This is a genomic window from Streptomyces sp. NPDC093260, assembly GCF_040683715.1.
Taxonomy (GTDB): Bacteria; Actinomycetota; Actinomycetes; order Streptomycetales; family Streptomycetaceae; genus Streptomyces; species Streptomyces sennicomposti.
The window spans coordinates 118,288-142,191 of sequence record NZ_JBFBEK010000005.1; the positions used below are offsets into that span (position 1 = coordinate 118,288).

23 protein-coding genes are annotated in these 23,904 nt (G+C 72.3%); 7 read left to right on the plus strand and 16 right to left on the minus strand.

The features are described 5' to 3' along the window. Positions 1-188 precede the first annotated feature (188 nt). Together AB0N63_RS08515 and AB0N63_RS08520 are read left to right on the plus strand one after the other, a co-directional pair. Positions 189-1,667, plus strand: a complete 1,479-nt coding sequence (locus AB0N63_RS08515; RefSeq protein ID WP_365525925.1) for a zinc-dependent metalloprotease — start codon at positions 189-191, stop codon at positions 1,665-1,667. Further along, a complete protein-coding gene (locus AB0N63_RS08520; RefSeq protein ID WP_365525928.1) occupies positions 1,664-2,179 on the plus strand; it encodes an NUDIX hydrolase in 516 nt (171 codons plus the stop codon). The genes AB0N63_RS08515 and AB0N63_RS08520 overlap by 4 nt, the downstream gene beginning before the upstream one ends. Positions 2,180-2,262: 83 nt before the next feature. On the opposite strand, the gene AB0N63_RS08525 is transcribed toward AB0N63_RS08520, so the two are convergent. From AB0N63_RS08525 to AB0N63_RS08540, 4 genes are all read right to left on the minus strand, one after another. Continuing rightward, positions 2,263-3,018, minus strand: coding sequence for an AIM24 family protein (locus tag AB0N63_RS08525; protein ID WP_365525931.1), 756 nt, complete (start codon positions 3,016-3,018; stop codon positions 2,263-2,265). Positions 3,019-3,032: 14 nt separating this feature from the next. Then, positions 3,033-3,713, minus strand: coding sequence for an AIM24 family protein (locus AB0N63_RS08530; RefSeq protein ID WP_365525934.1), 681 nt, complete (start codon positions 3,711-3,713; stop codon positions 3,033-3,035). 11 nt (positions 3,714-3,724) lie between these two features. Beyond that, entirely contained in the window at positions 3,725-5,437 is a 1,713-nt protein-coding gene (locus AB0N63_RS08535; RefSeq protein ID WP_365525937.1) for a TerD family protein, read from the minus strand. Positions 5,438-5,683: 246 nt separating this feature from the next. After that, positions 5,684-6,280 (minus strand): M48 family metallopeptidase, encoded by a 597-nt coding sequence (locus tag AB0N63_RS08540; RefSeq protein WP_365525940.1) that lies wholly within the window; start codon positions 6,278-6,280, stop codon positions 5,684-5,686. A gap of 239 nt (positions 6,281-6,519) precedes the next feature. Here AB0N63_RS08540 and AB0N63_RS08545 point away from each other — a divergent pair, with 239 nt between their 5' ends. Both AB0N63_RS08545 and AB0N63_RS08550 read left to right on the plus strand, forming a co-directional pair. After that, positions 6,520-7,734: a TOMM precursor leader peptide-binding protein gene (locus AB0N63_RS08545; RefSeq protein WP_365525943.1), complete on the plus strand. Its 1,215-nt coding sequence runs from the start codon at positions 6,520-6,522 to the stop codon at positions 7,732-7,734. Beyond that, a complete protein-coding gene (locus AB0N63_RS08550) occupies positions 7,727-9,103 on the plus strand; it encodes an AarF/ABC1/UbiB kinase family protein (RefSeq protein ID WP_365525945.1) in 1,377 nt (458 codons plus the stop codon). The genes AB0N63_RS08545 and AB0N63_RS08550 overlap by 8 nt, the downstream gene beginning before the upstream one ends. 47 nt (positions 9,104-9,150) lie before the next feature. Here the strand turns inward: AB0N63_RS08550 and AB0N63_RS08555 are convergent, their stop codons facing one another. The 5 genes from AB0N63_RS08555 to AB0N63_RS08575 all read right to left on the minus strand — a co-directional run bounded on the left by AB0N63_RS08555 (position 9,151) and on the right by AB0N63_RS08575 (position 13,197). Next, positions 9,151-9,483 (minus strand): hypothetical protein, encoded by a 333-nt coding sequence (locus AB0N63_RS08555; protein ID WP_365526458.1) that lies wholly within the window; start codon positions 9,481-9,483, stop codon positions 9,151-9,153. Positions 9,484-9,624: 141 nt separating this feature from the next. Then, positions 9,625-9,948, minus strand: coding sequence for a hypothetical protein (locus tag AB0N63_RS08560; protein WP_365525947.1), 324 nt, complete (start codon positions 9,946-9,948; stop codon positions 9,625-9,627). Then, positions 9,945-10,313 carry a WhiB family transcriptional regulator gene (locus AB0N63_RS08565; RefSeq protein WP_009190516.1) on the minus strand — a complete coding sequence of 123 codons (369 nt, stop codon included), beginning with the start codon at positions 10,311-10,313 and terminating at the stop codon, positions 9,945-9,947. Before AB0N63_RS08565 ends, AB0N63_RS08560 begins: the two co-directional genes overlap by 4 nt. Positions 10,314-10,485: 172 nt before the next feature. Then, on the minus strand, positions 10,486-10,809 hold the full coding sequence (locus AB0N63_RS08570) for a hypothetical protein (RefSeq protein ID WP_365525950.1): 324 nt from the start codon (positions 10,807-10,809) through the stop codon (positions 10,486-10,488). A 165-nt stretch (positions 10,810-10,974) separates the two neighbouring features. Beyond that, complete coding sequence (locus AB0N63_RS08575) at positions 10,975-13,197, minus strand: ATP-dependent DNA helicase UvrD2 (protein ID WP_365525953.1); 2,223 nt, start codon at positions 13,195-13,197, stop codon at positions 10,975-10,977. Between the two features lie 178 nt (positions 13,198-13,375). On the opposite strand from AB0N63_RS08575, the gene AB0N63_RS08580 reads away from it, so the two are divergent. After that, on the plus strand, positions 13,376-13,633 hold the full coding sequence (locus tag AB0N63_RS08580; protein ID WP_365525956.1) for a mycoredoxin: 258 nt from the start codon (positions 13,376-13,378) through the stop codon (positions 13,631-13,633). Between the two features lie 114 nt (positions 13,634-13,747). Here AB0N63_RS08580 and AB0N63_RS08585 read toward each other — a convergent pair whose 3' ends face one another. Then, positions 13,748-14,521 (minus strand): XRE family transcriptional regulator, encoded by a 774-nt coding sequence (locus AB0N63_RS08585; RefSeq protein WP_365525958.1) that lies wholly within the window; start codon positions 14,519-14,521, stop codon positions 13,748-13,750. A gap of 321 nt (positions 14,522-14,842) precedes the next feature. Here AB0N63_RS08585 and AB0N63_RS08590 point away from each other — a divergent pair, with 321 nt between their 5' ends. Continuing rightward, on the plus strand, positions 14,843-15,343 hold the full coding sequence (locus tag AB0N63_RS08590; RefSeq protein WP_365525960.1) for a hypothetical protein: 501 nt from the start codon (positions 14,843-14,845) through the stop codon (positions 15,341-15,343). A 75-nt stretch (positions 15,344-15,418) separates the two neighbouring features. Beyond that, positions 15,419-16,048, plus strand: coding sequence for a class I SAM-dependent methyltransferase (locus tag AB0N63_RS08595; protein ID WP_365525962.1), 630 nt, complete (start codon positions 15,419-15,421; stop codon positions 16,046-16,048). A gap of 22 nt (positions 16,049-16,070) precedes the next feature. Here the strand turns inward: AB0N63_RS08595 and AB0N63_RS08600 are convergent, their stop codons facing one another. The 6 genes from AB0N63_RS08600 to AB0N63_RS08625 all read right to left on the minus strand — a co-directional run bounded on the left by AB0N63_RS08600 (position 16,071) and on the right by AB0N63_RS08625 (position 23,841). Beyond that, positions 16,071-16,214, minus strand: coding sequence for a helix-turn-helix domain-containing protein (locus AB0N63_RS08600; protein WP_365525964.1), 144 nt, complete (start codon positions 16,212-16,214; stop codon positions 16,071-16,073). A gap of 82 nt (positions 16,215-16,296) precedes the next feature. Then, positions 16,297-16,899, minus strand: a complete 603-nt coding sequence (locus tag AB0N63_RS08605; RefSeq protein WP_365525966.1) for a recombinase zinc beta ribbon domain-containing protein — start codon at positions 16,897-16,899, stop codon at positions 16,297-16,299. A 60-nt stretch (positions 16,900-16,959) separates the two neighbouring features. After that, positions 16,960-17,700 carry a recombinase family protein gene (locus AB0N63_RS08610; RefSeq protein WP_365525969.1) on the minus strand — a complete coding sequence of 247 codons (741 nt, stop codon included), beginning with the start codon at positions 17,698-17,700 and terminating at the stop codon, positions 16,960-16,962. Between the two features lie 65 nt (positions 17,701-17,765). After that, positions 17,766-18,710, minus strand: a complete 945-nt coding sequence (gene nudC / locus AB0N63_RS08615; RefSeq protein ID WP_365525972.1) for an NAD(+) diphosphatase — start codon at positions 18,708-18,710, stop codon at positions 17,766-17,768. A gap of 159 nt (positions 18,711-18,869) precedes the next feature. Further along, positions 18,870-20,273 carry a dipeptidase gene (locus tag AB0N63_RS08620; RefSeq protein ID WP_365525975.1) on the minus strand — a complete coding sequence of 468 codons (1,404 nt, stop codon included), beginning with the start codon at positions 20,271-20,273 and terminating at the stop codon, positions 18,870-18,872. A gap of 10 nt (positions 20,274-20,283) precedes the next feature. After that, entirely contained in the window at positions 20,284-23,841 is a 3,558-nt protein-coding gene (locus AB0N63_RS08625) for a UvrD-helicase domain-containing protein (protein ID WP_365525978.1), read from the minus strand. Between the last annotated feature and the right edge of the window lie 63 nt (positions 23,842-23,904).

Consider the following 23,904-nt stretch of genomic DNA (forward strand, 5'->3'; position numbering starts at 1 on the left):
GCGTCTCCAGCGGTTGTCTTCCATACGGGCGCGAATGACGCGTACGTACCAGGTGGCATCCATCCTGCCGCAGGCGCCGTGTCGGCGAAGCACCGAGGCCCTATCCGCCCGCGGTGTCTACGCTGGGTGGTGATGTCGGGCAGCCGCGCCGCCGGAGAAGCCGGTGGCCTTACCAGCCGAGGAACCCCGTGAGTGACACCCCATTCGGATTCGGCCTTCCGCCGGAGGAGCCGGACGACGGCGACGAGGGCAAGAAGAAGGACCAGCAGAGCGGTGGTGAGCAGGGACCGGCCAACCCGTTCGGTTTCGGGCTGCCCGGGGCCGGAGGCCTTGGCGGGCCCGGCGCCGACAATCCGCTCGCAGCCATGTTCGGCTCGCTGAACCCCACCGACCTGGGCGCCGCGTTCCAGCAGCTCGGCCAGATGCTCTCCTACGAGGGCGGCCCGGTGAACTGGGACATGGCCAAGCAGATCGCCCGCCAGACGGTCGCGCAGGGCACGCCGGACGGCACCAAGGACGCGAGCGTGGGCCCCGCCGAGCGCGCCGCCGTCCAGGAGGCCGTCCGCCTGGCCGACCTGTGGCTGGACGACGTGACGTCCCTGCCGTCCGGCGCGGCCTCCGCGGTGGCCTGGTCCCGCGCGGAGTGGGTCGAGGCGACGCTGCCGGCCTGGCAGGAGCTGGTCGACCCGGTCGCCGAGCGGGTGGGCACCGCCATGGGCGATGTGCTGCCCGAGGAGATGCAGGCCATGGCCGGCCCGCTGATCGGCATGATGCGCTCCATGGGCGGCGCCATGTTCGGCACGCAGATCGGCCAGGCCGTCGGTGTGCTGGCCGGCGAGGTGGTCGGCTCGACCGACATCGGCCTGCCGCTGGGCCAGCCCGGCCGGGCCGCGCTGCTGCCGGTGAACGTCGAGAAGTTCGGCAAGGACCTGGGCGTCCCGCGGGACGAGGTGCGGCTGTACCTCGCCCTGCGCGAGGCGGCCCACCAGCGCCTGTTCACGCACGTGCCGTGGCTGCGCTCGCACCTGTTCGGCGCGGTCGACGGGTACGCGCGCGGGATCAAGGTCGACACGGCGAAGCTTGAGGACGTGGTCGGCCAGTTCGACCCGCAGAACCCCGAGCAGTTGCAGGACGCCCTCCAGCAGGGCATGTTCCAGCCGGAGGACACCCCGGAGCAGAAGGCCGCCCTGGCGCGCCTGGAGACCGCTCTGGCGCTCGTGGAGGGCTGGGTGGACGCGGTGGTGCACGCCGCCGCCAAGCCGCGTCTGTCGTCCGCCGACGCGCTGCGCGAGACACTGCGCCGCCGCCGGGCCTCGGGCGGTCCGGCCGAGCAGACGTTCGCCACGCTGATCGGCCTGGAGCTGCGCCCGCGCCGGCTGCGGGACGCCTCCCGGCTGTGGGCGTCGCTCACCGACGCGCGCGGCGTGGACGGCCGCGACGGTCTGTGGGCCCACCCGGACATGCTGCCGACCGCCGCCGACCTGGACGACCCGGACGGCTTCGTCCACCGCGAGCAGCTGGACTTCTCCGAGCTGGACAAGATGCTCGGCGAGGCGGCGAGCGGCGGCTCCGGCGCCAAGCCCGACCTGCACAAGAAGGACACGGCCGAGGACGGCAAGGGCGACGGCGGCGAGGGCGGCGACGGGAAGGGCGACGGCGCCGAGTGAGCCTCCACGACGACGCGGTCCTCGTCCTCAAGGGCTACGAGGACCAGCCGGAGCTGCGCGACGCCTACCTCGGCCATCTGGCGGCCCACGCGGACGGCCTGTGGAAGGCCTGCGGGGCCGGCCACATCACGGCGAGCGCCCTGGTGGTCGACCCCGAGCGCGGCCGGGTGCTGCTGACCCTGCACCGGAAGATGCGGATGTGGCTCCAGATGGGCGGCCACTGCGAGCCGGGCGATCCGACGCTGGCCGCCGCCGCCCTGCGCGAGGCGACCGAGGAGTCGGGCATCGAGGGGCTGGTCCTGCTGCCCGGCGGCCCGGTCCGGCTGGACCGCCATCTGACGCCCTGCGCATGGCACCTCGACGTCCAGTACGCGGCGGTCGCCCCGCCCGGCGCGGTGGAGGCCATCAGCGACGAGTCCCTGGACCTGCGCTGGTTCGCCTACGACGCGGTCGCGGAGGTCGCCGACGACTCGGTCGTCCGTCTGCTGACGGCGACCCGCGCGAGGTTCTGACGCTCAGACGCGTGCAAGGGGTGACCGCCTGGGCGGTCACCCCTTGCGTCTGCTGGTCCCTTCCGTCGGGCGGCGGGCCGGGCTCAGCTCCAGGCGTTGCCCTGGTTCTGGCCCCGCGCCCCCTGCTGTCCCATGCCGAACTGCGCGGCGAGCCCCTGCCCGATCGCCGCGTTCTGCGGCGGCAGCAGCTCGCTGGGCTGGACGAGGGCGTAGCCGCTGCCCATGAAGCTCAGCTCCCAGCCCTCACCGGTGTTGCCGCGCCGCCGCCACACTCCCGAGGAGTGCGTCTGCGCCTGCATCTGCACCCGCAGTCCGGTGGACCAGGCGACGATGGCGTCGGCGTCGCAGTTGACGTACTTGTCGGGCGTCACCTGCATCAGCAGCGGCGCGCCGGAGGTCATCAGGGCGACCTTGCCGCGGCCGGTGATGTTGAGCTGGTACTTCCCGGAGCCGGAGATGCCGTACGTGCTGTCGACCGCGATGACCTCGTGGTGCAGCGAGGAGTCCATCGCCAGCACATAGCTGCTGTCCACCGTCAGACCGTCCTGCTCGACGTCCATCACATGGACGTACTGGGCGAGGTTGGCCAGGTAGACCGTGCCCTGCCCGTGGCAGCGCATCAGGTCGAGGCCCTCCCCGGTGCGGGCGCGGGCGTAGGCCTGGCCGGTGTTCTGGTACTCGGCGTCGAACTCGACGAGGCCCTGGTAGGCGACCATGGTGCCCTTGCGGGCCAGGATGTCGTCGTGCCCCTCCAGGACGACGCGCAGCATCTGCTTGTTCTGCAGACTCCAGCGCTCCTGGGTCTGGACGTCGTTGTGGGCGAAAAGCGGGCTCTGCATGTTCTGTCTCCCCCTCAGCCCCGGACCCGCAGGCGGTCGGTGCTGTCCTCGCTGGGCTGCACGACGACGATGCCGGTGCCGGAGAAGGCCATCTGGTAGGCCTCGCCGCTGCCCCTGCCGATCAGGGACTGCGCCTTGAAGCTGCGCTTGCCCTTGACCTTCAGGTTCGGCGACCAGGCGACGAGGGCGTCCGGGTCGACGTAGGTCTCGTTCTCGCCGCCGCCGCAGTCGACGACGATCGGCTTGCCCCGGGAGGTGAGGGCGACCCAGCCCTGCCCGGAGATCTTCGTGTTCCACAGGCCCTGACCGGCGAACTTGGCCAGTCCCCTGACCCGCTCGACGCCCCACTGGAGGTGCGCGTCGAAGGCCAGCAGGTTGGTGGCGTTGACCGAGATGGCGTCGCCGCCGAGGTTGATCACGACGACGTCGGCGCCGTAGTCGGCGAGGTAGAGCAGGCCGTCGCCGGTGCACTTCATCAGCGGGGCGCCCTCGCCGGTGATCCAGTCGCGGGCGATCTGACGTACGGCCGGCGGGTTGGGCTCGTACTGGACGAATCCTTCGTAGGCGACCATCGACCCCACGCGCGCGAAGAGGTCGTTGCCGGTCTGCATGGCGACCTTCAGCATGTGGCTGCCGTGGTTCTCCATGCGGGCTGTGACGGGTGCGGGGGCGTAGCCCGCGAGCGGCTGGTTCATGACGGGCTCCCTCAGACCTCGTACGGCTGGACCACGACGAAGTTGCCGGGCGCGGCCCGGAACTGCAGGTTGACGCCCTCTCCGGTGTGTCCGGGGTAGGCGTTGCGGCGCATGCGCACCTGGCTGGAGACGATCACCTGGGCGGCGGCGGACCAGGCGACGACGGCGTTGGAGTCGACGAACGTCGTCGGGGTCACCGGCAGCACGACGGGCGTGCCGTGGGTCTTGACGACGATCGTTCCGGTGCCCTGGAACTGCATGGTGAACAGGGCGCCGCCGGGGATGCCGTGCCCCTCGATGCGACGGACCTCGTACTGCAGGCTCTCGTCGAAGGCGAGGACGTTCTCCGCGGAGACGCAGATCGCGTCGCCCTGGAGTTCGACCGGGTGCAGATGGGTGGACTCCTCGGCGAAGAACACCTGGCCCTGGCCGGTGCAGCGCATCAGCTGCATCTCCTGGCCGGTGGCGTTGCCGACGATGCGGCCGGCGAAGCCCGCGCCCTTGTAGCTGAAGTCGACCTTGCCCTGGTAGAGCACCATGCTGCCCTGGCGGGCCAGCACGGGCCGGCCCCCGACGCCGAGGTCGGCGCGGATCAGCTTGCCGTTCTGCGGGGTCCAGCGCTGGCCGGTCGGCGTCTCCCTGAACTTGTCCAGCGCGGCGGCCACGCCCGTGCCCTGCGGGGCGGCGGCCTGCGGGGCGCCGTAGGGCGCGCCCTGGCCGGGGACCTGGCCGTGAGACGGCTGTCCGTAGCCGGGCGCCGGGGCGGGCTGGCCGTAGCCCGGCGGGGGCGTCGGCCGGCCGTAGCCCGTCGGCGGGGGCGCGGCGGGGCCGGGCGGCTGGTGGCCGTACGGCGGCGGCTGCTGGCCGGGGTGCCCAAAGGGCGCGGGGGCCGGCGGGGGCGGCGGGACGGTGCCGCCGGAGGGCGGGGTCAGGGGCGCGACGATGGTCGGAGCGGCGTGCACGGACGGCGGCTGCGGCGCGGGCGGCGGCGGGGTGGCGCCCGGGGGCGGCGCGAAGCCCTGCGCGGCGGGCTGCGGCGCGGGGGCGGGCGGCGGGGTGGGCGCCTGTGGCGGCACGGGCGCGGTGGGGGCCGCGGGCCCGGACGGCACGCCGAACGCGGGCGGGGCGAAGCCCGGGGCGCCGGTCTGCGGCTGCTGCGGCTGCTGCGGGACCTGCGCCGGGGCGGGCTCCTCCTCTTCCAGCACCTCGCCGCCGAAGTTCTTCAGCAGCGCCTCCAGGCCGCCGTCGAACCCCTGTCCGACCGCGGCGAACCGCCACACGTCCTTGAGGTAGATGTCACCGAGCATCACGGCGCGTTCGGTGGAGAACTCCGAGCCGTCGAACGCGTAGCGGGCCACCTCCTCGCCGCCCGCCACGATGCGCAGGTAGCCGGGGCCGACCTGGGACATCTGCCCGGCGCCGTCGATCGTCGCCGTGAAGGACAGCTTGTGGATCTGCGGCGGGATGCGGTCGAGCGTGACTCTGAAGGACTCCGTGTCACCGGCCTGCGCGCCGAGGAGCTGGACGGCCTCCTCGGGCGACTTCGGCTGGTTGAAGAAGACGAAGTACCGGTCGTCCGAGAGCCGCTCGTCGGCGTCGAGACCGAAGCAGCTGATGTCGAAGGTCAGTCCCGGGGCGGAGATCTGCACGCCGACGTACAGATCCGTGCCCGCGGTCAGGTCGCTGATCCTGGCCTTGTGGCCGCGTTGGAATTCCCTGGGCATGCCTGAGGACCGTCCCCCATCCCGAGTGTGCGAGTGCGTTGCGCCAGGCTAACGGCAAAGTCCGACACCGGGCCGGGTCGGTACAGACCCGGTACACAATCCCCGCCCGGCTGCGGCCCGCGCGGCACGGCCCGGCGGCGTGCGCGGGCGGGACCTCCCCCGCGTCCGCCTCGCATCGCCTTGGGGAGCCGATGCTTCCGGGAACGGACGGACGGCTTCGGGGCGCGCGGGGGGCCGGGCGGCCGGTCAGTCCTCGCCCGCCTCCGCCGGCTGCGGCAGGCGGCTCGCGGCCGCCACCCCCTCCAGATAGCCGCGGGCCCTCTCGGTGCGCGGGTACGCCTCCAGCAGCCGCCAGAAGCGGGGGCCGTGGCCGGGGACGAGCAGATGGGCCAGCTCGTGCAGCAGGACGTAGTCGACGACGTACTCGGGCATGCCCTTGAGACGGTGCGAGAGCCGGATGCTGCCCTCCGCCGGGGTGCACGAGCCCCAGCGCGTGTTCTGGTTGGTGACCCAGCGCACCGAGGCGGGCCGGGCGCGGCCTTCGAAGTACTGGGCCGACAGCCGCTCGGCGCGCTCGGCCAGCTCCCCGTCGCCGGGGGAGCGGCGGCTCTCCTGGGCGGCCAGCTTCTCGAGCATGACGTTCACCCAGCGCCGTTCCTCCGCCTCGGACATCCGGGCCGGGATCAGCACGATCGTGCGATCACCCTCGCGGTAGGCGGAGACCGTCCTGCGGCGGCGGTCGCTCCTGCGCACCTCGATCGCGCTCGCCGCCGAGCCGCTCGGCGGCGGGCTCGTCCTGCTGCGCTGGGGTGCTTTGGCGCGGTGCAACGGGTCGGCGGACACGCCCCGACCGTACCGGGTGAACGCGGGGGAAGTCCCGGGTCGAGGACGGTTCCGCACCGATCCCCCACCGACCGTCTGATTCGTACGACGAACACCCCCTGCCTGTGGACAACTTTCCGCACCGCTGTCCCGGACCGGGCATGCTGGCTCCCGCCGGCGGAACAACGACCGCTTCCCCGGCACACGTGATGTTCCTGACCTGTCTCTTGTCCTTCTCCTTTCGGGCTACGGGGGCTCAAATGCATCCGATGGTGAAGCCCGCGCTGCGGCGCGGCTGGCGGGACCTCGACACCGTGCAGTTCGGGATGACCCCGGCGCACGCACAGACGCTCGGCCCGGTCGACACGGCCACGGGCAGCTTCCTGGAGCTGCTCAACGGCACCCGGGGCCTGCCGCTGCTGCGGGAGGAGGGGCGCCGCATGGATCTGCCGGACGGTCATGTGGACCGCCTGGTACGACGGCTGGCCGACGCGGGCCTGCTCGACGACGCCCGCGGCGGCGGGACGGCAGCCGGGGCGCTGCGGCAGGACGAGGAGGTCATGGACCGCCTGCGGCCCGACCTCGCCGCGCTCTCCCTGCTGGCCCGCGGACCGGGCGAGGCGATCGACCGGCTGGCCGCCCGGCGCGATCTGCGCGTGCAGGTGCGCGGCGCCGGCCGGGTGGGGGCGGTGCTGGCCGCCCTGCTGTCCGGGGCGGGGATCGGCGAGGTCGACGTGCTCGACGGCGGCTGCGTCGAACCGTGGGACGTCGCCCCGGGCGGGCTGCCCGCCGAGGCCGTCGGCGAACGCCGGGCCGAGGCGGCGCGCCGTGCCGTACGCCGCGCGGCCCCGGAGCGCAGGGCGCGCCGCGGCCCCCGCACCCCGTTCGAGCCGGCCGAGCCCGGCCACTGCCTGGTGGTCCTCGCCCCGCGTGACGACCTCGGCGTGCACGCTCCTGATCCGTCCGCCGCGGCCTGTCTGATCGCGTCCGGAACACCCCATCTGTACGCCGGCGTGGTCGAGGCCACCGGCGTGGTCGGCCCGCTCGTACTGCCCGGCCAGACGGGCTGCGCCGAGTGCCTGCACCTCGGCCGCACGGACCGGGACGCGACCTGGCCACGGCTGGTCGCCCAGTGGCGCTCGGGCAGAGCCCGCCCCGTGCGCCCCTGCGACCTGGCGCTGGCCACGACGGTCGCCGGGCTGGCCGCGGCGCACGCGCTGGCCTTCCTGGACGGGCAGTCGCCCTCCGGCGCGGGCGTGCGCTGGGAGGTGAGCGCACCCGGGCTGAACTGGCACGGGCGGCCGATCTGGCCGCATCCGGACTGCCCGTGCGGCGCGGCGCGCGAGACCGTGGCGGAAGACACCTCAGAAGAGGGCGAGCCACGCGCGACAATGGCGGGGCAACGGCCGTCACCGACGCCATGCCGTCAGGCAGAGGCGGCGCGGCCGGCTGGGACTTGGAGGGCGCATGTCTGATCTTCCCCGCAAGGCGGTCACCCGGACCGCCAAGCTCGCCGCGCTCCCGCTCGGCTTCGCCGGGAGAGCGACCTGGGGACTCGGCAAGAGGATCGTCGGCGAGTCGGCGGAGATCGTCGGCCGCGAGCTGCAGCAGCGCACCGCCGACCAGCTCTTCAAGGTCCTCGGCGAGCTGAAGGGCGGGGCCATGAAGTTCGGGCAGGCCCTGTCCGTGTTCGAGTCGGCGCTGCCCGAGGAGGTCGCGGGCCCCTACCGGGCGGCCCTGACCAAGCTCCAGGAGGCCGCGCCGCCGATGCCGACGCGCACCGTGCACGCCGTGCTGGCGGAGCGGCTCGGCGAGGACTGGCGCGAGCTGTTCGTGGAGTTCGAGGACAAGCCGTCCGCGGCCGCCTCCATCGGCCAGGTGCACCGGGCGGTGTGGCACGACGGCCGCGAGGTGGCGGTCAAGGTGCAGTACCCCGGCGCCGGCGAGGCCCTGCTGTCGGACCTGGGCCAGCTGAGCCGGTTCGCCCGTCTGCTCGGCCCGCTGATCCCCGGCATGGACATCAAGCCGCTGATCACCGAGTTGCGGGACCGGGTCTCCGAGGAACTGGACTACGGCCTGGAGGCCGAGGCGCAGCAGGCGCACGCCGTGGAGTTCGAGGACGATCCGGACGTCGTCGTCCCGGCGGTGGTGCACCAGCGCGAGCAGGTCCTGGTCACCGAGTGGATCGACGGCGTGCCGCTGTCGGAGGTGATCGCGGACGGCACCCAGGAGCAGCGCGACCGGGCCGGTCAGCTCCTGGCCCGGTTCCTCTTCTCCGGGCCCGCCCGCACCGGTCTGCTGCACGCCGACCCGCATCCGGGCAACTTCCGGCTGCTGCCCGGCGGTCCGGACGGCGCGGAGGACTGGCGGCTGGGCGTGCTGGACTTCGGCACCGTCGACCGGCTCCCGGGCGGACTGCCGGCGCCGATCGGCGAGTCCCTGCGGATGACGCTGGACGGCGAGGCCGACGCGGTCTACGACATGCTGTGCGCGGAGGGCTTCGTCAAGGAGTCGATCGAACTGGACCCGGAGGCGGTCCTCGACTACCTGCTGCCGATCATCGAGCCGGCGCAGGCGGAGGAGTTCACCTTCACCCGGAGCTGGATGCGCAGCCAGGCGGCCCGGATCGCCGACCCGCGCTCCCCCGCCTACCAGCTGGGCAAGCGGCTCAACCTGCCGCCGGCGTATCTGCTGATCCACCGGGTGACGCTGAGCACCATCGGCGTGCTGTGCCAGCTCGGGGCCACCGTGCGGCTCAGGGAGGAGCTCCAGGAGTGGCTGCCGGGCTTCGTCGCCGAGCCGGAGGCGGACCTGGAGGACGCGGAGACCGCCGCGGAGGCGTGAGAGGGCCGAGCCGGGCGGGATCGCTTACCGCCGGGCGGCAGGCAGTGTCACCACCAGGCCGAGTCGAGGCGGCCCTCGATCGAGCGGAGGTGCTCGCGGGAGCAGGCGTCGCAGAAATAGCTGCGGACGCCGTTCTCCACGGAGCAGGTCCAGGTCGGCTGCGGGCCGTCGGCCGGGGCGCCGCACCGGGCGCACGCGACGGCCGGAGGCGGCGGGGCGGGACCGTCGTGGCCGGGGACTTCCTGGCCGGCGTCTTCACGACTGGTGGCCTCGTGGCCGCGGTCTCCGGGGCCGGGTCCGTGGCGGGCGGGCTTCTCGTGGCTGCGGGCCGCTGGGGCGGGCGCCTCTTGGTCGGAGTGGTCTTCGGAAAGACTCGTCACGCCGCGACGATACCGCCGCCGTACCGTCACGACGGCGCAACGCACCGCGGGGGCCGGTCCGTTCGGCCGGACCGGCCCCCGCGACGGGTTCGCCTCCTGCGGGAGGCGCTCACCGGACAGCAGGCACGGTGAGCGGGTGGATCAGTGCATGACCGCCATGGCGAGCGCGCGGCGGGCGCGGAGCGAGGCGCGCTCCGCGCGGCGCTGCATCCGGCGGGCGGCGACCATGCGCATGGCAAGGCGTTCCGCGTCCGTCTCCCGCAGTCGTTCGTGCATATGCGCACGTGCCATGGCTTCGGGGATGAGTTGCATCTCTCGGGTCCTGTTCTGACGCGAGTCGTTCGCGCCGGTGGTGGTGACGTCTTCGGTCGCGGAGCCGGCGGGCTCGCTGGTGGACGGCTTCATCGGGGCCTGCTTCTGGGGGTCTCGCGTGAGGGGGCGGTCGATCGTTCCGGTGATGTTCATGCTGTGACCGGGTTCTTGCGCGGGCGGCCACGCGGCCGCTTGCGGGCGACGACGACGCCCTGCACGAACAGCTCCCCACCCCAGACGCCCCAGGGCTCGCGCCGCTCCTTGGCGCCGGCGAGGCAGGCCTCGATCAGCGGGCAGGTGCGGCAGAGGGACTTGGCGTACTCCACGTCCGCCGGCGACTCGGCGAAGAAGACCTCCGGGTCGTAGGAGCGGCAGGGGACGGGCACGCCGAGGTTCTCGATGGCGTCGTCGAGCGCGGTGAGCGCGGTGAGGGGGATCAAGGTCGGGTCCTCCGTGAGACCGGGCTTGGGGATCGTGTCGGAAGGCGGTACGGACGGGACGTGCGCTTCGAGTTGCACGGGTCGTCTTCCTCGTCTGTCGGTCCGGCCGGTGGGCCGGGTGTCGGCTGGGTACCGGGTCTTTTCTTGTCCCGAGGCCCCTTCGCTCCGTCCTCCCCGTTCGGGGAAAACAGAAGGGCCGCGGATCCCGGATGGGGTTCCGCGGCCCTGAAGGCGCCGGCCTGATCGGCGATCAGGCTGGATCACTCCAGGGTTCTGGCCCACGGAAGGCCCACATCAGGTGGTGCTGCGTCGTCTGCTTCCGGTCACCGGCACCGGCCGCCGCAAAGGCATAGGCAGGCGCCTGTGCCGCTACTGCTTCCAGTGCCTTGGTCGGTCGCTCATTGCCCTCGCGGACGACAAGGCCCGAGAGGGACAGGGAGGACTCCGGACGCGCGGCGGGAACGCCGGACAGACCGGTGCCCTGGTCCGAGACGCCGAGCATGCACAGGGAGACGACCGAGCGATCGGTCAGTTTGGCGGTGGTGACGAAGCTGCTGCTGCTGATGCTGATCACTGGAATCGCCTCCTCTCGGCGTCTAGGGGGACCGGGCGAGACCGGTCCGCATGGATATGCAAGTAGAGCACGAAACCAGGGCCTCAGGAAGGCCGCTGTTCCCGTGGGCAAGAACCTATGGGGATTGCCGGGGCATGCGCAAACTATTTTTTCGACGAGTTGGCATCAGTCCCCGGTCTCCTCGCCCGCAGGCTCCTGGCCTGCGCAGATGGCGAGAACATCCGCCCCGTGGCGGCGCAGCTTGCGCATGCCGACGCCGGGGATGCGGGCCAGCTCGCGCTCGTCGTCGGGAGCGGCCTCGGCGATGGCCATCAGCGTCCTGTCGGTGAAGACGCAGAAGGCGGGCAGCCCGCTGCGCCGCGCCTGCTCCTGTCGCCACTCGCGCAGCCGCTCGTACAGGCCCTCGTCCATGTCGGAGGGGCAGTCGTCACAGCGCATCAGCTTCATCTCGCCGGCGTCGGTGAGCGTCCGCCCGCACACCCGGCACCGGGCCGGGGTGCGCTGCACCCGCCGCTGCACCGGCGCCACGGAGCCGGTGCGCCCGGCGGACGCGGCGGACGTGCCGAACCCGCGCTCGACGCCGCCGGAGCCCGCCGGGACCACCCGGCCCGCCCTGGCGGCGGAACCGGGGCGCAGCCCGTCGAGGAAGCGGCTGGGGCGGCGGTTGGGGCGGCCGCCGGGCGAGCGGGCCAGCGACCAGGAGACGTGCAGGCGCTCGCGGGCTCGGGTGACGCCGACGTACAGAAGGCGGCGCTCCTCCTCGATCTGCTCGTCGGTGCGGGCGTAGGCGATCGGCATCATGCCCTCGGCGACGCCGACCAGGAACACGGCGTCCCACTCCAGGCCCTTGGCCGAGTGCAGGGAGGCGAGGGTGACGCCCTGGACGGTGGGGGCGTGCTGGGAGCTCGCCCGCTCGTCCAGTTCGGCGACCAGGTCGGCGAGGGTGGCGCGGGGCCGGGCGGCGGCGAAGTCCTGGGCGAGGTTCACCAGGGTGGCCAGCGACTCCCAGCGCTCCCGGACGGCGCCGGAGCCCGCCGGGGGCTGCGGCGTCCAGCCCTCGCCGGAGAGCACGGCGCGCACCTGCGAAGGCAGGTCGACGGCGTCGTCCAGCAGGTGGTCGTTGCCGCCGAACCGGGCCGCGCCGCGCAGGGCGACGCCCGCCTTGCGCACCTCGGGCCGGTCGAAGAAGCGCTCGGCGCCGCGCAGCTGGTAGGGGATGCCGGCGTCCGCGAGGGCCTGCTCGTAGGTCTCGGACTGGCCGTTGGTGCGGAACAGGATCGCGATCTCGCTCGCCGGGACGCCCGCGGCGAGCAGGTCCTGGATGCGGCGGGCGGCGCCCTCGGCCTCGGCCGGCTCGTCGGTGTACTCGGTGTATTCGGGTTCGGGTCCGGCGGGGCGCTGGGAGACCAATTCCAGCCGGTGGTCGGCGGCGCGGCCGCGGGCCTGGGCGAGCAGTCCGTTGGCGAGGTGGACGACCTGCGGGGTGGAGCGGTAGTCGCGCACCAGCTTGACGACGGTGGCGCCGGGGTGGCGGACGCGGAAGTCGAGCAGATGGTCGGGGGTTGCTCCTGTGAACGAGTAGATCGTCTGGCTGGCGTCCCCGACGACGCACAGGTCGTCCCGGTCCCCCAGCCACAGCTCCAGCAGCCGCTGCTGGAGCGGGCTGACGTCCTGGTACTCGTCCACCACGAAGTGCTGGTACTGGGCGCGGACCTGTTCGGCGATGTCGCGCCGGTCCTGGAGGATGCCGACGGTCAGCAGCAGCACGTCCTCGAAGTCGATGACCGCGCGGTCCCGCTTCAGGTCCTCGTAGACGGAGTAGAGCTGTGCGATCTCGGCCGTGTCGCGCGGTGCGACGCGGCCGGCCTTCGCGGCTGCGAGGACGTAGTCGGCGGGGACGGTCTGGGTGACCTTGGCCCATTCGATCTCCGCGGTGACGTCCCGCAGCTCACCCCGGTCCAGCCGGATACGACAGGCGGCGGCCGCGTCCGCGACGAACTGGACCTTCCGGTCGATCAGCCGGGGCATGCCGCCGCCGATGGCTTTCGGCCAGAAGTACTGGAGCTGACGCAGGGCCGCCGAGTGGAAGGTGCGGGCCTGCACGCCCTGCGCGCCGAGCTGGCGCAGCCGGCCGCGCATCTCACCGGCGGCTCGGTTGGTGAAGGTGACGGCGAGCACGCTGGAGGGCTGGAGGATCCCGGCCCGCACCCCGTAGGCGATGCGGTGGGTGATGGCCCGGGTCTTACCGGTGCCGGCCCCCGCCAGCACGCACACCGGGCCGTGCAGCGCGGTGGCCACCTCGCGCTGCTCGGGGTCGAGCCCGTCCAGCACGGCGTCGGCGGAGTCCGGTACCTGCGGGAAGAGGGGGGAGTGCGTTGCTGCTGTCACACAGCCATGCTGCCAGGTCCGGTGAGACGGCCGGGGCGGTTGTCCACAGGCAGGGCCTTGCGGTCGTACTGATGCGACCGGCGTCACCCCATACCCCCCGAGGGAATGACGGAGCGATGTCGTACGTTCCCCCTCTGCGACCAGAACGTTGCCGACCCGCCGAAGGAGCACGAGAGACATGCCGGGCACCGTGACGATGTACAGCACCACGTGGTGCGGCTACTGCCGCCGGCTGAAGAGCCAGATGGACCGCGAAGGCATCGCGTACACCGAGATCAACATCGAGCAGGACCCGGAGTCCGCGGCCTTCGTCGAGAAGGCGAACGGCGGCAACCAGACGGTCCCGACGGTTCAGGTAGTTCCCGCCAATGGCGGCGCCGAAGTCGTGATGACGAACCCGAGCCTCGCTCAGGTGAAGCAGGCGCTCAGCGCCTGACGACCCGCTCCCCACCGCACGCAGAGAGACCCCCGTCATCGAGTTCGACGGGGGTCGTCTGCTGTCTTGCTCCGCCCTTCAGAGGGGGCGGGCCCGCGCAAGGGCACACCTGCCTCAATCCGGGAGGGTCGAGTACCGCTCAATGCTCGCGCGCCCTGTGGACCGGTCGAGCAGGCGCAGCTCCCACGGTCCCGTGTTCACGTCGAAGTCCTTGCCGAACCCGACCCACTTGCCCGCCATACGACGGCCCGTCGGTTCGATCAGCAACTGAATCGCACCGAGGTACCGGGCGCCCTGGTAGTACCCGTCGACCGCCGTCTGCTCGGTCCACGTACCGGTGACGACGTTCCGGTCGACGGTGAGGTCCAGAGACAACGGGCTGTCCGGGTTGGTCGACGCCCCGGGCAGGCTCTGGGCTGTCAGCCGGTTGCCGTGCTGGACGATCACGACGTGATGCTTGCAGTCGAACGTCTCGTCACGGCTGGACGAGTAGAACTCGTACCGGGACAGCCAGATGCCCGCGTACTCGCTCTGCGGCTCTGTCCCGGGGCTTGTGGCAACGTCGGCCACGCCGACTTCCTCAGCCTCCATGTCGTGGCCTCCTACCCCGTCCGAGTGGACGCGCGCCATCGGGATCGCGAACCCCAGCGACTCGGGGGAACGGCCGGTGAACCGCTTCAGGGCCCGCGCATACAGCGGGCGGCACGTCCTGGTCTCCCCGGACTCCCAGCGTTGCACGAGTCGCTTGGAGGCGTCGTTCGGCTCCCCCGACTCCTCGCCCGCGCCGCGTAAGCCCCGGGCGAACTCGTCTTGGCTGAGGTTCATCGACTTGCGCACAGAAGTCAGCACATCGTTGGGGATTCGCTCCCGCTCGGCCGGAGTCGTCATGACCCGAGGGTAGCCACGTCAAGCCTCCAATGACACCGGTTTGACGCCCTCGGGGTGACATCGACATGGCGCCCGAGGGACGCCTTGAACGTCGCCGCAATGGTCCTGATCGATCCGGAACATGGTCGGCATGTCCATCCGCATCAGCGCTTACACGGTGAGAGCCGACGGCACTCAGACTAAGCCACGAACCCTGTACGAGGGTGAGGGCGGGGAACCCCTCGCTACTGGCCTGATGCCGCCGTGCCTGTGCCCCAAGTGCAGGGTTGGGCGACATGACCGGAGCACCACGGACCCCCAAGCACGTGGAGGCAAGCCAGCATGAGCACGGCAGTAGTGATCCGCGACCCGAAGGCGTACGTCACCCCGGACGTGTGGGAACGGGAGGTAGCCCTCCTCCTCCGCAACCCGGAGAACACCCGCGAACTTGCCGAGGCCAAGTTCGGGCAGGCCATCGCCTACCTGGTCACGTGCGGCGAGAACCCGGACCTTCTCATGGGCCCGTCCGAGCAGGTGGACGAGGCATGGCACTCGTTCATGCTCGACTCGATCCCGTACCACCACTTCACCAGTCGGCACTTCGGCCGGTACATCCACCACGTGCCGGAACTTCCGGGGCCGGCAGCCGGTGTCCAGCGCATCAGGGACGACAAGGCGACGCTGGACGGCCACGACCTCAAGACCGGCAGCCCGCTCGTGCTGGTACAGACGATCAAGGCCATCAAGGCGGCCGGATTCGAGATCGACCCCGCCCTGTGGGGCATGGAGTACGCGGCCGACTGCAACCAGTGCCACGCCGGGTGCCACGACTCGCCCAAGTAGTAGTGAGCGGCATGTGAGTTGGGGCCTGTCCTCGTATGTTGGGGGCGGGCCCCTCATGCCGGAAAGGATCACCGCATGCCATTGGCTGAGTCCTGGGACAGGTACGCGGTCGCGAGCAAGCCACGCAGGACCGTGAACGCCAAGGGCGACACGACCTGGCTGAACTGGACCCAGTACACCGATCACGGGCCGGACGAGACCGTTCTGGGTCCCGTGGCCGGACGCAGGGTGCTGGAACTCGGCTCTGGGAGCGGCAGTAACCTCGCGCACCTGGTGGCGCTGGGCGCGACAGGCGTTGGAGTGGACGTTGCCCCCACCCGTGAGACGGTCGCACGGGAGCGCTGGGGCGATCTGCCGGGCCTTGAGTTCCGCACGGCGGAGGCGACGGCGTTCCTGAACGAGACGGACGAGACGTTCGATGTCGTGCTCTCGATCTTTGGTGCCGTGTGGTTCGTCGATCCGGACACCCTGCTTCCGCTGATCCGCTCGCGCATGGTGCCGGGCGGAATCCTGGCCTTCTCGCACTTGCCCCCAGGAAGCCAGGGGCCCAAGCCCGCCAAAGCCGGGCTGCGGCACGACCGCACCCCAGACGAGTGGAGGCACATCCTGACGGCGCACGGCTTCTCCGACGTGAGCGTTTCCCTGATTGATCCACCGAAGGGCAAGGCCGTGGGCACCATGCGGGTCTGCGCCTGGTCGACTTGACCGCGCGGCTGTACGGGCCGCCTCAGGCGCCCTCTCCGAGGTGGCGGTACAAAGTGGCTCGGGAGATCCCGAGAGCCTTGGCGATGGCGCTCACGCTCTCGCCCGCCTGTGGGGCGCGGCAGCGCCCCCCTTGGGCTTGCTCCTGTCGGCCCCTGCGGGGCCGCAACTGCGAGGGGTAACAGAAGAGAGAGCGAGCGAACCTTTCCGCAGGTCACTGCTCCTGTCGCTACACGTACGGCGTGTGCTGGCTACACCTGCGGTGTGTGGTCACCGGTCTTGGTGTCCCACCACGAGACACCCTGCTGCCGGATGTTCTCGATGAGGTCACCCGGATCGATGGCAAGGACATCGGGTCGGAAGTGCGCCTTCACCCTGTGCTTCTTCAGAAACTCCCGCCGCTCGTCGACGCTCGACCGATCCCACCACGCCGCGTAGCTCTCGCCCGTACCGGTCCACACGGTCACCGGCTTCGGTCCCTCCTGGCTGGTGACCTTCTCCCGGTCCTGGGCGAGGCTGGCGACTTGTGAGGCGTACGCGACAGCGCTGATTTCGTCCTGCTGGAGTTCCTTCAGGAGCTGGTTCATCTTGCCGTCGATGACTGCGAGCTTCGCCGCACGGCTGTCGTCGATGGTCGTCTTCGACTCCATCCGTTCCAGGTGGCCGATCTCTCCCAACAGAGCCGACTCCAGCCAGGGATACAAGTCCTCTGCCCAGAACCTCTGCTTCGGGCATGCCTGGATGCCCTTGCTCTTGTTGCCGTGACACCGATACCGCTCGCGCTTGCCCTTGGCCGGGTCCCCCTTCGCGAAGTAGAGGGAGCTACCGCACAGCATGCAGAACGTCACGCCCACCGTCGGCGACGTAGAGCCCTTCTGCTTCTTGTACTTGACCGAGGCGACGGCGTCCGGCAGCTACGCCCATTCCTCCTCGTTCAGCACCGGCTCAGACCGTATGACGGGGGTGCCGTCGTCATTGCGGACAACGGCGCCATTGGCGCGCACGTACTCCCCGAGCAGAGAGCGGCTGACCAGTACGGCTTGCACTGTGGTCGGCGTCCACCTGGCTCCCCGAGGCTTCGGGTCCGCCAGTCGAGTCGTGCTCTCGCCTGCCGCCGCGCGGATACGGGCGATGTCCTGAGCCGTGGGTACGCCTTGCTCGTTCAGCCAGTCGGCGACGGCCGAGAAGCTCGGCTTCTCGATGAAGCGTCGGATCATCTCGATCAGTGTCGGGCCGTACTCGGGGTCGAGTTCCAGGGTGAAGCCTGCGTCGTCCTTCACCGCTCTGCGTCCGAACGGGACAAGGCCACCCGGCCAGCGGCAGGTCTTCCGCATGGTCTCGCGGGAAGCCTTGTTGCGGGCCTTGATGGCGTCCAGCTCGGCCTCTGCGACCACGGCCAGGATCTTGGCGATGGTCTTGCCCCACGGCTTCGAGAGGTCGAATCCCTCCTCGCAGGAGATGAGGCCCTTACCGTTCGCCTCGCACCACTCGATGATGTCCGAGAGGTGGCGGACCGACCGCGCGATGCGGTCGATCTTCAGGATGATGACGTGGTCGAACTGGTCCTTCTTGTTGTTGAGCCAGTCCCCCAGGGACGGGCGCACCCACGGCGAGATGGACGCCTCGGCGCCTGAGGCCGAGCGGCCCCGCGCCACATGCGAAGGCGGCCCCCGAGGTCATCGGGGGCCGCCTTCGCATGTGTTCCGCGTCTTCCCCGGACTCAGACGAAGCTCCTGGTCGGCAGGGGCTTGCCGTACCACAGTTCGATCAGCCGGGCCGCGATGGAGATGCCGTAGGGCGGCAGGACGTCGCCGGACTCGAAGGCGGCCCGCAGTTCCTCGCGGGAGAACCAGCGGGCCTCGTGGATCTCGTCGCCGTCGACGTCGATCTCCGTCGAGGTGGCGTGCGCCATGAAGCCGAGCATCAGGCTGGACGGGAACGGCCAGGGCTGGCTGGCCACGTACTCCACCCGGCCGACCGCGATGCCCACCTCCTCCTGCACCTCGCGGCGCACGGACTGCTCGATGGACTCGCCGGGCTCGACGAAACCGGCGAGCGTGGAGAAGCGGCCCTCGGGCCAGTGCACCTGGCGGCCGAGGAGGATGCGGTCCTCGTCGTCGGTGACCGCCATGATGACCGCGGGGTCGGTGCGCGGGTAGTGCTCGGCGCCGCACGCAGGGCAGCGGCGGATGTGGCCGGCGGCGGCGATCACGGTCCGCTCGCCGCAGCGGGAGCAGAAACGGTGCAGCCGCTGCCAGTTCTCCAGGGCCACCGCGTGCACCATCAGGCCCGCGTCGCGCGGCGACAGCAGCAGCCCCGCCTCACGCAGTCCGGCCGCCCGGGCGGACTGGTCCATACGGCCGGGCAGCGAGTCCTTCTGGAGCGCGAAGTAGCTGACGCCGTCCGCGTCCGTGCCGAGGAAGTAGCGGTGCGCCTCGGTGAGCGGCGCCTCGAAGGAGGGCGTCATGACGAGTTCGGTACGGCCGTCCGGCGTCTCGTCGATGAGCACCTGACCGCCGGAGACGACGAAGCAGCGCGTCGAGGGGTGGCTCCAGGCCGCGGCGAGCCAGGCCTCGTCGAGCCGGTGGTGGGCGGCCCGGTCGACGCCGCTGGGCGCGGTGAGCGAGACGGGGCGGTCGGTGGTGTGGTCGGTCCAGGTGGTCACGGGTGCTTCCAACTCCCCCAGTGCGGCAACGGTGGTGTTCGGCGGCGGTTCGGCGGGACGTAGGGCGGGAGGCGGACGGGTCCGGCGGCCCGCGCGCGGGGCGCGGCGGCTCCTTCAGTGTGCTCCGCGCGGGACGGCGCTCCGTACGGCGGCCGTTCCTCAGGGCGCCTCGCGCCAGTGCTCGGCGAGGTCGCCCCACAGGTACGCGCTGGTCTCGACGCCCTTGAACAGCAGGTCCAGCTCGACCTTCTCGTTCGGGGCGTGCCAGCCGTCGGAGGGGACGGAGATGCCCAGGAAGAGGACGGGCACGCCGAGCACCTCCTGGAGGTCGGCGGCCGGACCGGAGCCGCCCTCGCGGGTGTAGCGGACCGGCACGCCGAAGGCGCGGCCCATGGCGCGGACGACGGACTGGAGGGCCGGGTGGTCCAGCGGGGTCAGGCACGGGCGCGTGGCGCCGCCGAACACCGTCTCGTGCCGGATGCCGTCGGGCACCTGCCCGTCCACCCAGGCGCGGACGGCCTTCTCGATACGGTCGGGGTCCTGCCCGGCCACCAGCCGGAAGGTCAGCTTGACCATCGCCGAGGCGGGGATGATCGTCTTGCTGCCGGCGCCCTGGTAGCCGCCGCCGATGCCGTTGACCTCGGCGGTGGGACGGGCCCAGACGCGTTCCAGGGTGGTGTACCCGGCCTCGCCCGAGGCGGCGTGGGACTTGGCGGTGCGCAGCCAGCGCTCCTCGTCGAAGGGCAGTTCGGCGAAGAGGGCGCGCTCGTGTTCGGTGAGCTCCACGACGCCGTCGTAGAAGCCGGGGACCGCCACGCGCGCGTGCTCGTCGTGCAGGGCGGCCACCAGGCGGGCGGCGGCGGTGGCCGGGTTGGGCACGGCCCCGCCGAAGGAGCCGGAGTGGATGTCCTGGTCGGGGCCCCGGAAGCGGATCTCGCACTCGGCGAGACCGCGCATCCCGGTGCACACCGTCGGAGTGTCCTCGGACCACATGCCGGTGTCGGAGACGATCACGGCGTCGGCGGCCAGACGGCCGGCGCGGCTCTCCACCAGCGCCCGGAAGTGCGGTGAGCCGGACTCCTCCTCGCCCTCGATCAGCAGCTTGAGGTGCACGGCCGGGGCGGTGCGCCCGGTGGCGGCGAGGTGGGCGCGGACGCCGAGCGTGTGGAACAGCACCTGGCCCTTGTCGTCGGCCGCCCCGCGCGCGTAGAGGCGGCCGTCGCGGATCTCGGGCTCGAAGGGCTCGCTGTGCCAGCCGTCCTCGCGGGCGGCCGGCTGCACGTCGTGGTGGCCGTAGACGAGGACGGTGGGGGCGTCCGGGTCCTCGGACGGCCACTCGGCGAAGACGGCCGGGGCGCCGTCGGTGGGCCAGACCTCGGCGGTGGTGAAGCCGGTCTCCAGCAGCTTGGCGGCGAGCCAGTCGGCGCTGCGCCGTACGTCGGGCGCGTGGTCGGGCTGGGCCGACACGGAGGGGATGCGCAGCCACTCGGCGAGGTCGTCGAGGAAGGCGCTGCGGTGCTGCTCGATGTACGTGCGGACGGCGCTGTCCGGGGTCTGGCTCATGCTCACGAGCCTAGCGGCACTCGGTGCCATCCGGTTCGGGCGGTTGGTCACACTGCCCCTCTCCGGCCGGTTCCCCCAGCAGCAGCCGCTCCAGCGCGGCCCGGTCCGGCAGCCCCTGAGGGCGCACCACCTCGCCGGTGCGCACGTACACGAACGCGGCCGTGACCCGCTCCGGCGGGACGCCGTGCTGCTCGGCCCAGGCCAGCCGGTACACCGCGAGCTGGAGCGGGTCGGCGGTGCGCGAGCGGTTGGTCTTCCAGTCGACGATCTCGTACGTCGCCTCCTCGCCGTCGCCCTCCCGGTAGACGGCGTCGATCCGGCCCCGTACGACCCGGCCGGCGATCGCGAGCTGGAACGGGGCCTCGACGCGCAGGGGCGTGCGATGCGCGTACTCGGTGCGCTCGAACGCCTCCTTGAGGGCTTCCAGGTCGCGTTCGTCGGCGATCTCGGCGTCGGCGCCGGGCAGTTCCCCGGGCTCCAGCATGGGCAGGGTGAGCGCCTCGAAACGGGTCTCGACCCAGGCGTGGAAGCGGGTGCCGCGCCGGGCGGCGGGCTGCGGGGGGCTCGGCATGGGCCGCGCCAGCTCCCGCGCGAAGGCCTCCGGGTCGGCGGCCAGCCGCAGCAGCTGGGACGCGGTCAGGGTGGCCGGCAGGGGAACGTCGGCAACGCTCTGCCGGGCGCGGCGCAGTTCCCCGGCGAGCGCGTCGAGGTCGCGGTCCCAGGAGGCGACGGAGCGGGCCTCCTCCGGGGTGAGCGCGTCGACTCCGAGGCGGCCGGGCTCGGGGGCGGCTTCGGGCTCGGGGCGGGCGGTGGCCGGGGGATCGGGCTCGGCGGTCGACCGGTGCTCGGAGCGCGCCGTGGCTCCGGACTCGTCCGGGGGCGGTGTCTGGTGCGGGATCGCGGGGCGGACGCCGCTCCAGTCGTCCCAGTCGCCGGGATCCTCGCCGTCGAGGGGGGCGTCCTCGTCGTACGGGGGTTCGTAGGGCGGCTCGTCGTCCTCCGGGGGCGGGGGCCAGTCCGGGTCGTCGTATGTCGTGAGGGCGACCTGGGGAGCCTCGTCCGCGCGCGCGGCGAGGGCGTCCAGGTGGGCGCGGACGGTCGCGGCGGCCTCGCGGCGGCGGCGCAGCGCGGTCTCGTCCAGGGGCAGGGGCCAGACCTGGTCGGCGACGGCCCGGTGCAGGGCCGGGTTCTCCTCGCCCTCGGCCGGTTCGTCCGCCCACGCCTCGATCTCGCCGTACCCGGCGGCACAGTGGTCGTACAGCGCCCGGAGGAAGTCGGACGGGCCGCGGGGCTTCTTCTGGCTGGGCCCCCACCAGTGGCCGGAGCCGAGGAGCAGGGAGCGGGGGCGGGTGAAGGTGACGTAGCCGAGGCGCAGTTCCTCGGTGTGCTGGTGGTCCTTCATGGCCTCGTGGAAGGCCTTCATGCCCTTGGCGTCCCAGGCGGCGATGTCGGGGAGGGTGTCGGCGTCGCCGCGCAGCGCGTGCGGGAGCACCTTGGCCTGCGCGGTCCACTTCTCGCGGCCCTGGGCGCTGGGGAAGGTTCCGGTGACCAGGCCGGGGACGGCGACGACGTCCCACTCCAGGCCCTTGGACTTGTGCGCGGTGAGGACCTTGACGGTGTTCTCGCCCCCGGGCAGCGCGTTGTCGAGGCCCTTCTCGTACTGCGCGGCGGTGCGCAGGAAGCCGAGGAACGCCAGCAGGGACGCCTCGCGCTCGTTGGCGGCGAAGGAGGCGGCGACGTCGAGGAAGTTCGACAGGGTCTCGCGGCGGCGGGCGGCCAGGGCGTGCGGTGACGCCGACAGTTCCACCTCCAGACCGGTGACGGCCAGCACCCGGTGCAGTACGTCCATCAGCGGGTCCGACAGCGCGCGGCGCAGCTCGCGCAGTTCGGCCGCGAGCCGGGCGAAGCGCACCCGCGCCTCCGGGGAGAACGGCAGCCCGTCGTCGTCCCCGCGTCCGTCCAGCGGGGTCTCCAGGAACGTGTCGAGGGCGTCGGCGAGCGAGATCACCTCGGCCGGGTCGACGCCCTCGACGGCCTCGGCGAGCCGACGGTCCGGGTCGTCGTCGGCCACGCGCGCGTGGGCGACGAGCAGCCTGGCCCGCCGGCCGAGCAGCGCGAGGTCGCGCGCGCCGATCCGCCAGCGCGGTCCGGTCAGCAGCCGCACCAGCGAGGCGTTGGCGCCCGGGTCCTGGAGGACCTCGCAGACGGCGACGAGGTCGGCGACCTCGGGCAGGTGCAGCAGTCCGGACAGGCCGACCACCTCGACGGGGACGTCGCGGGCGACCAGGGCGCCCTGGATCTCGGCGAAGTCGCTCGCCGTGCGGCACAGGACGGCGATCTCGCCGGGCGCCTTCCCGGTGCGCACCAGGTGGGCGACGGAGTCGGCGAGCCAGGCGATCTCCTCGGCGTGGGTGGGCAGCAGCGCGCAGCGCACCAGGCCGTCGCGTTCGGCGCCGGGGGCGGGGCGCAGGGCCGCCACGCCCGCGTGCATGGCGCGCAGCGGCGCGGCCAGGCCGTTGGCGAGGTCGAGCAGCCGGCCGCCGCTGCGGCGGTTCTCGCTGAGCGCCTGCCGGGCGGCGGGGCGGCCGTCGGCGTGCGCGAAGTGGTCGGGGAAGTCGTCCAGGTTGGCGACGGAGGCGCCGCGCCAGCCGTAGATCGCCTGGCAGGGGTCGCCGACGGCGGTCACGGGGTGCCCGGTGCCGCCGCCGAAGAGGCCCGCCAGCAGGATGCGCTGGGCGACCGAGGTGTCCTGGTACTCGTCGAGCAGGACGACCCGGAACTCCTCGCGCAGGAGCCGGCCGACCTCGGGGAGCTGGGCGAGCCGGGCGCCCAGGGCGATCTGGTCGCCGAAGTCGAGCAGGTCCCGCTCCCGCTTGGCAGCCCGGTAGCGCAGCACCAGCCCGGCCAGTTCCCGGCGGGCGGCGGCCGTCTCGGGGACCTTGCGCAGATCGGCGTTGGAGAGCTTGGCGCCCGCCAGCTCTGCCAGCAGCCCGGCGTCCCAGGCGCGCAGGTCTTCCGGCCGTACGAGGTGTTCGGCGAGTTCGGCGTCGAGCGCCAGGAGGTCGCTGACCAGGTCCGGGAAGGAGCGGGTCAGTGCCGGATAGGGGCCGGGGGCCTCGCGCAGCACGCGCGCGGCGAGCTGGTAACGGGTGGCGTCGGCCAGCAGCCGGGTGCTCGGTTCGAGTCCGATGCGCAGCCCGTGGTCGGTCAGCAACCGGCCGGCGAAGGCGTGGTAGGTGGAGATCACCGGCTCCCCCGGCGGGTCGTCCGGGTCGATGACATCCGGGTCGGTGACACCGGCCCTGATCAGCGCCTTGCGGACGCGCTCGGCCAGCTCGCCGGCGGCCTTGTTGGTGAAGGTGAGGCCGAGCACCTGTTCGGGGGCGACCTGGCCGGTGCCGACCAGCCAGACCACGCGGGCCGCCATCACGGTCGTCTTGCCGGACCCGGCGCCGGCCACGATCACCTGCGGGGCGGGCGGCGCGATGACGCAGGCCGTCTGCTCCGGGGTGAACGGGATCCCCAGCAGCTCCTTGAGCTGTTCGGGGTCGGTGATACGGGCGGGCACGTCGAAGAGGCTAACGGCGGGCACCGACACTGGGTGCGGGACCGTCTCGTCGGGTCAGCGAAG

Coding starts and splice junctions, on each gene's coding strand:
- AB0N63_RS08525 (WP_365525931.1), bottom strand. CDS start 3,018: ATGCAGAGCCCGCTTTTCGCCCACAACGACGTCCAGACCCAGGAGCGC.
- AB0N63_RS08530 (WP_365525934.1), bottom strand. CDS start 3,713: ATGAACCAGCCGCTCGCGGGCTACGCCCCCGCACCCGTCACAGCCCGC.
- AB0N63_RS08535 (WP_365525937.1), bottom strand. CDS start 5,437: ATGCCCAGGGAATTCCAACGCGGCCACAAGGCCAGGATCAGCGACCTG.
- AB0N63_RS08545 (WP_365525943.1), top strand. CDS start 6,520: ATGCATCCGATGGTGAAGCCCGCGCTGCGGCGCGGCTGGCGGGACCTC.
- AB0N63_RS08550 (WP_365525945.1), top strand. CDS start 7,727: ATGTCTGATCTTCCCCGCAAGGCGGTCACCCGGACCGCCAAGCTCGCC.
- AB0N63_RS08560 (WP_365525947.1), bottom strand. CDS start 9,948: ATGAACATCACCGGAACGATCGACCGCCCCCTCACGCGAGACCCCCAG.
- AB0N63_RS08580 (WP_365525956.1), top strand. CDS start 13,376: ATGCCGGGCACCGTGACGATGTACAGCACCACGTGGTGCGGCTACTGC.
- AB0N63_RS08585 (WP_365525958.1), bottom strand. CDS start 14,521: ATGACGACTCCGGCCGAGCGGGAGCGAATCCCCAACGATGTGCTGACT.
- AB0N63_RS08590 (WP_365525960.1), top strand. CDS start 14,843: ATGAGCACGGCAGTAGTGATCCGCGACCCGAAGGCGTACGTCACCCCG.
- AB0N63_RS08595 (WP_365525962.1), top strand. CDS start 15,419: ATGCCATTGGCTGAGTCCTGGGACAGGTACGCGGTCGCGAGCAAGCCA.
- AB0N63_RS08620 (WP_365525975.1), bottom strand. CDS start 20,273: ATGAGCCAGACCCCGGACAGCGCCGTCCGCACGTACATCGAGCAGCAC.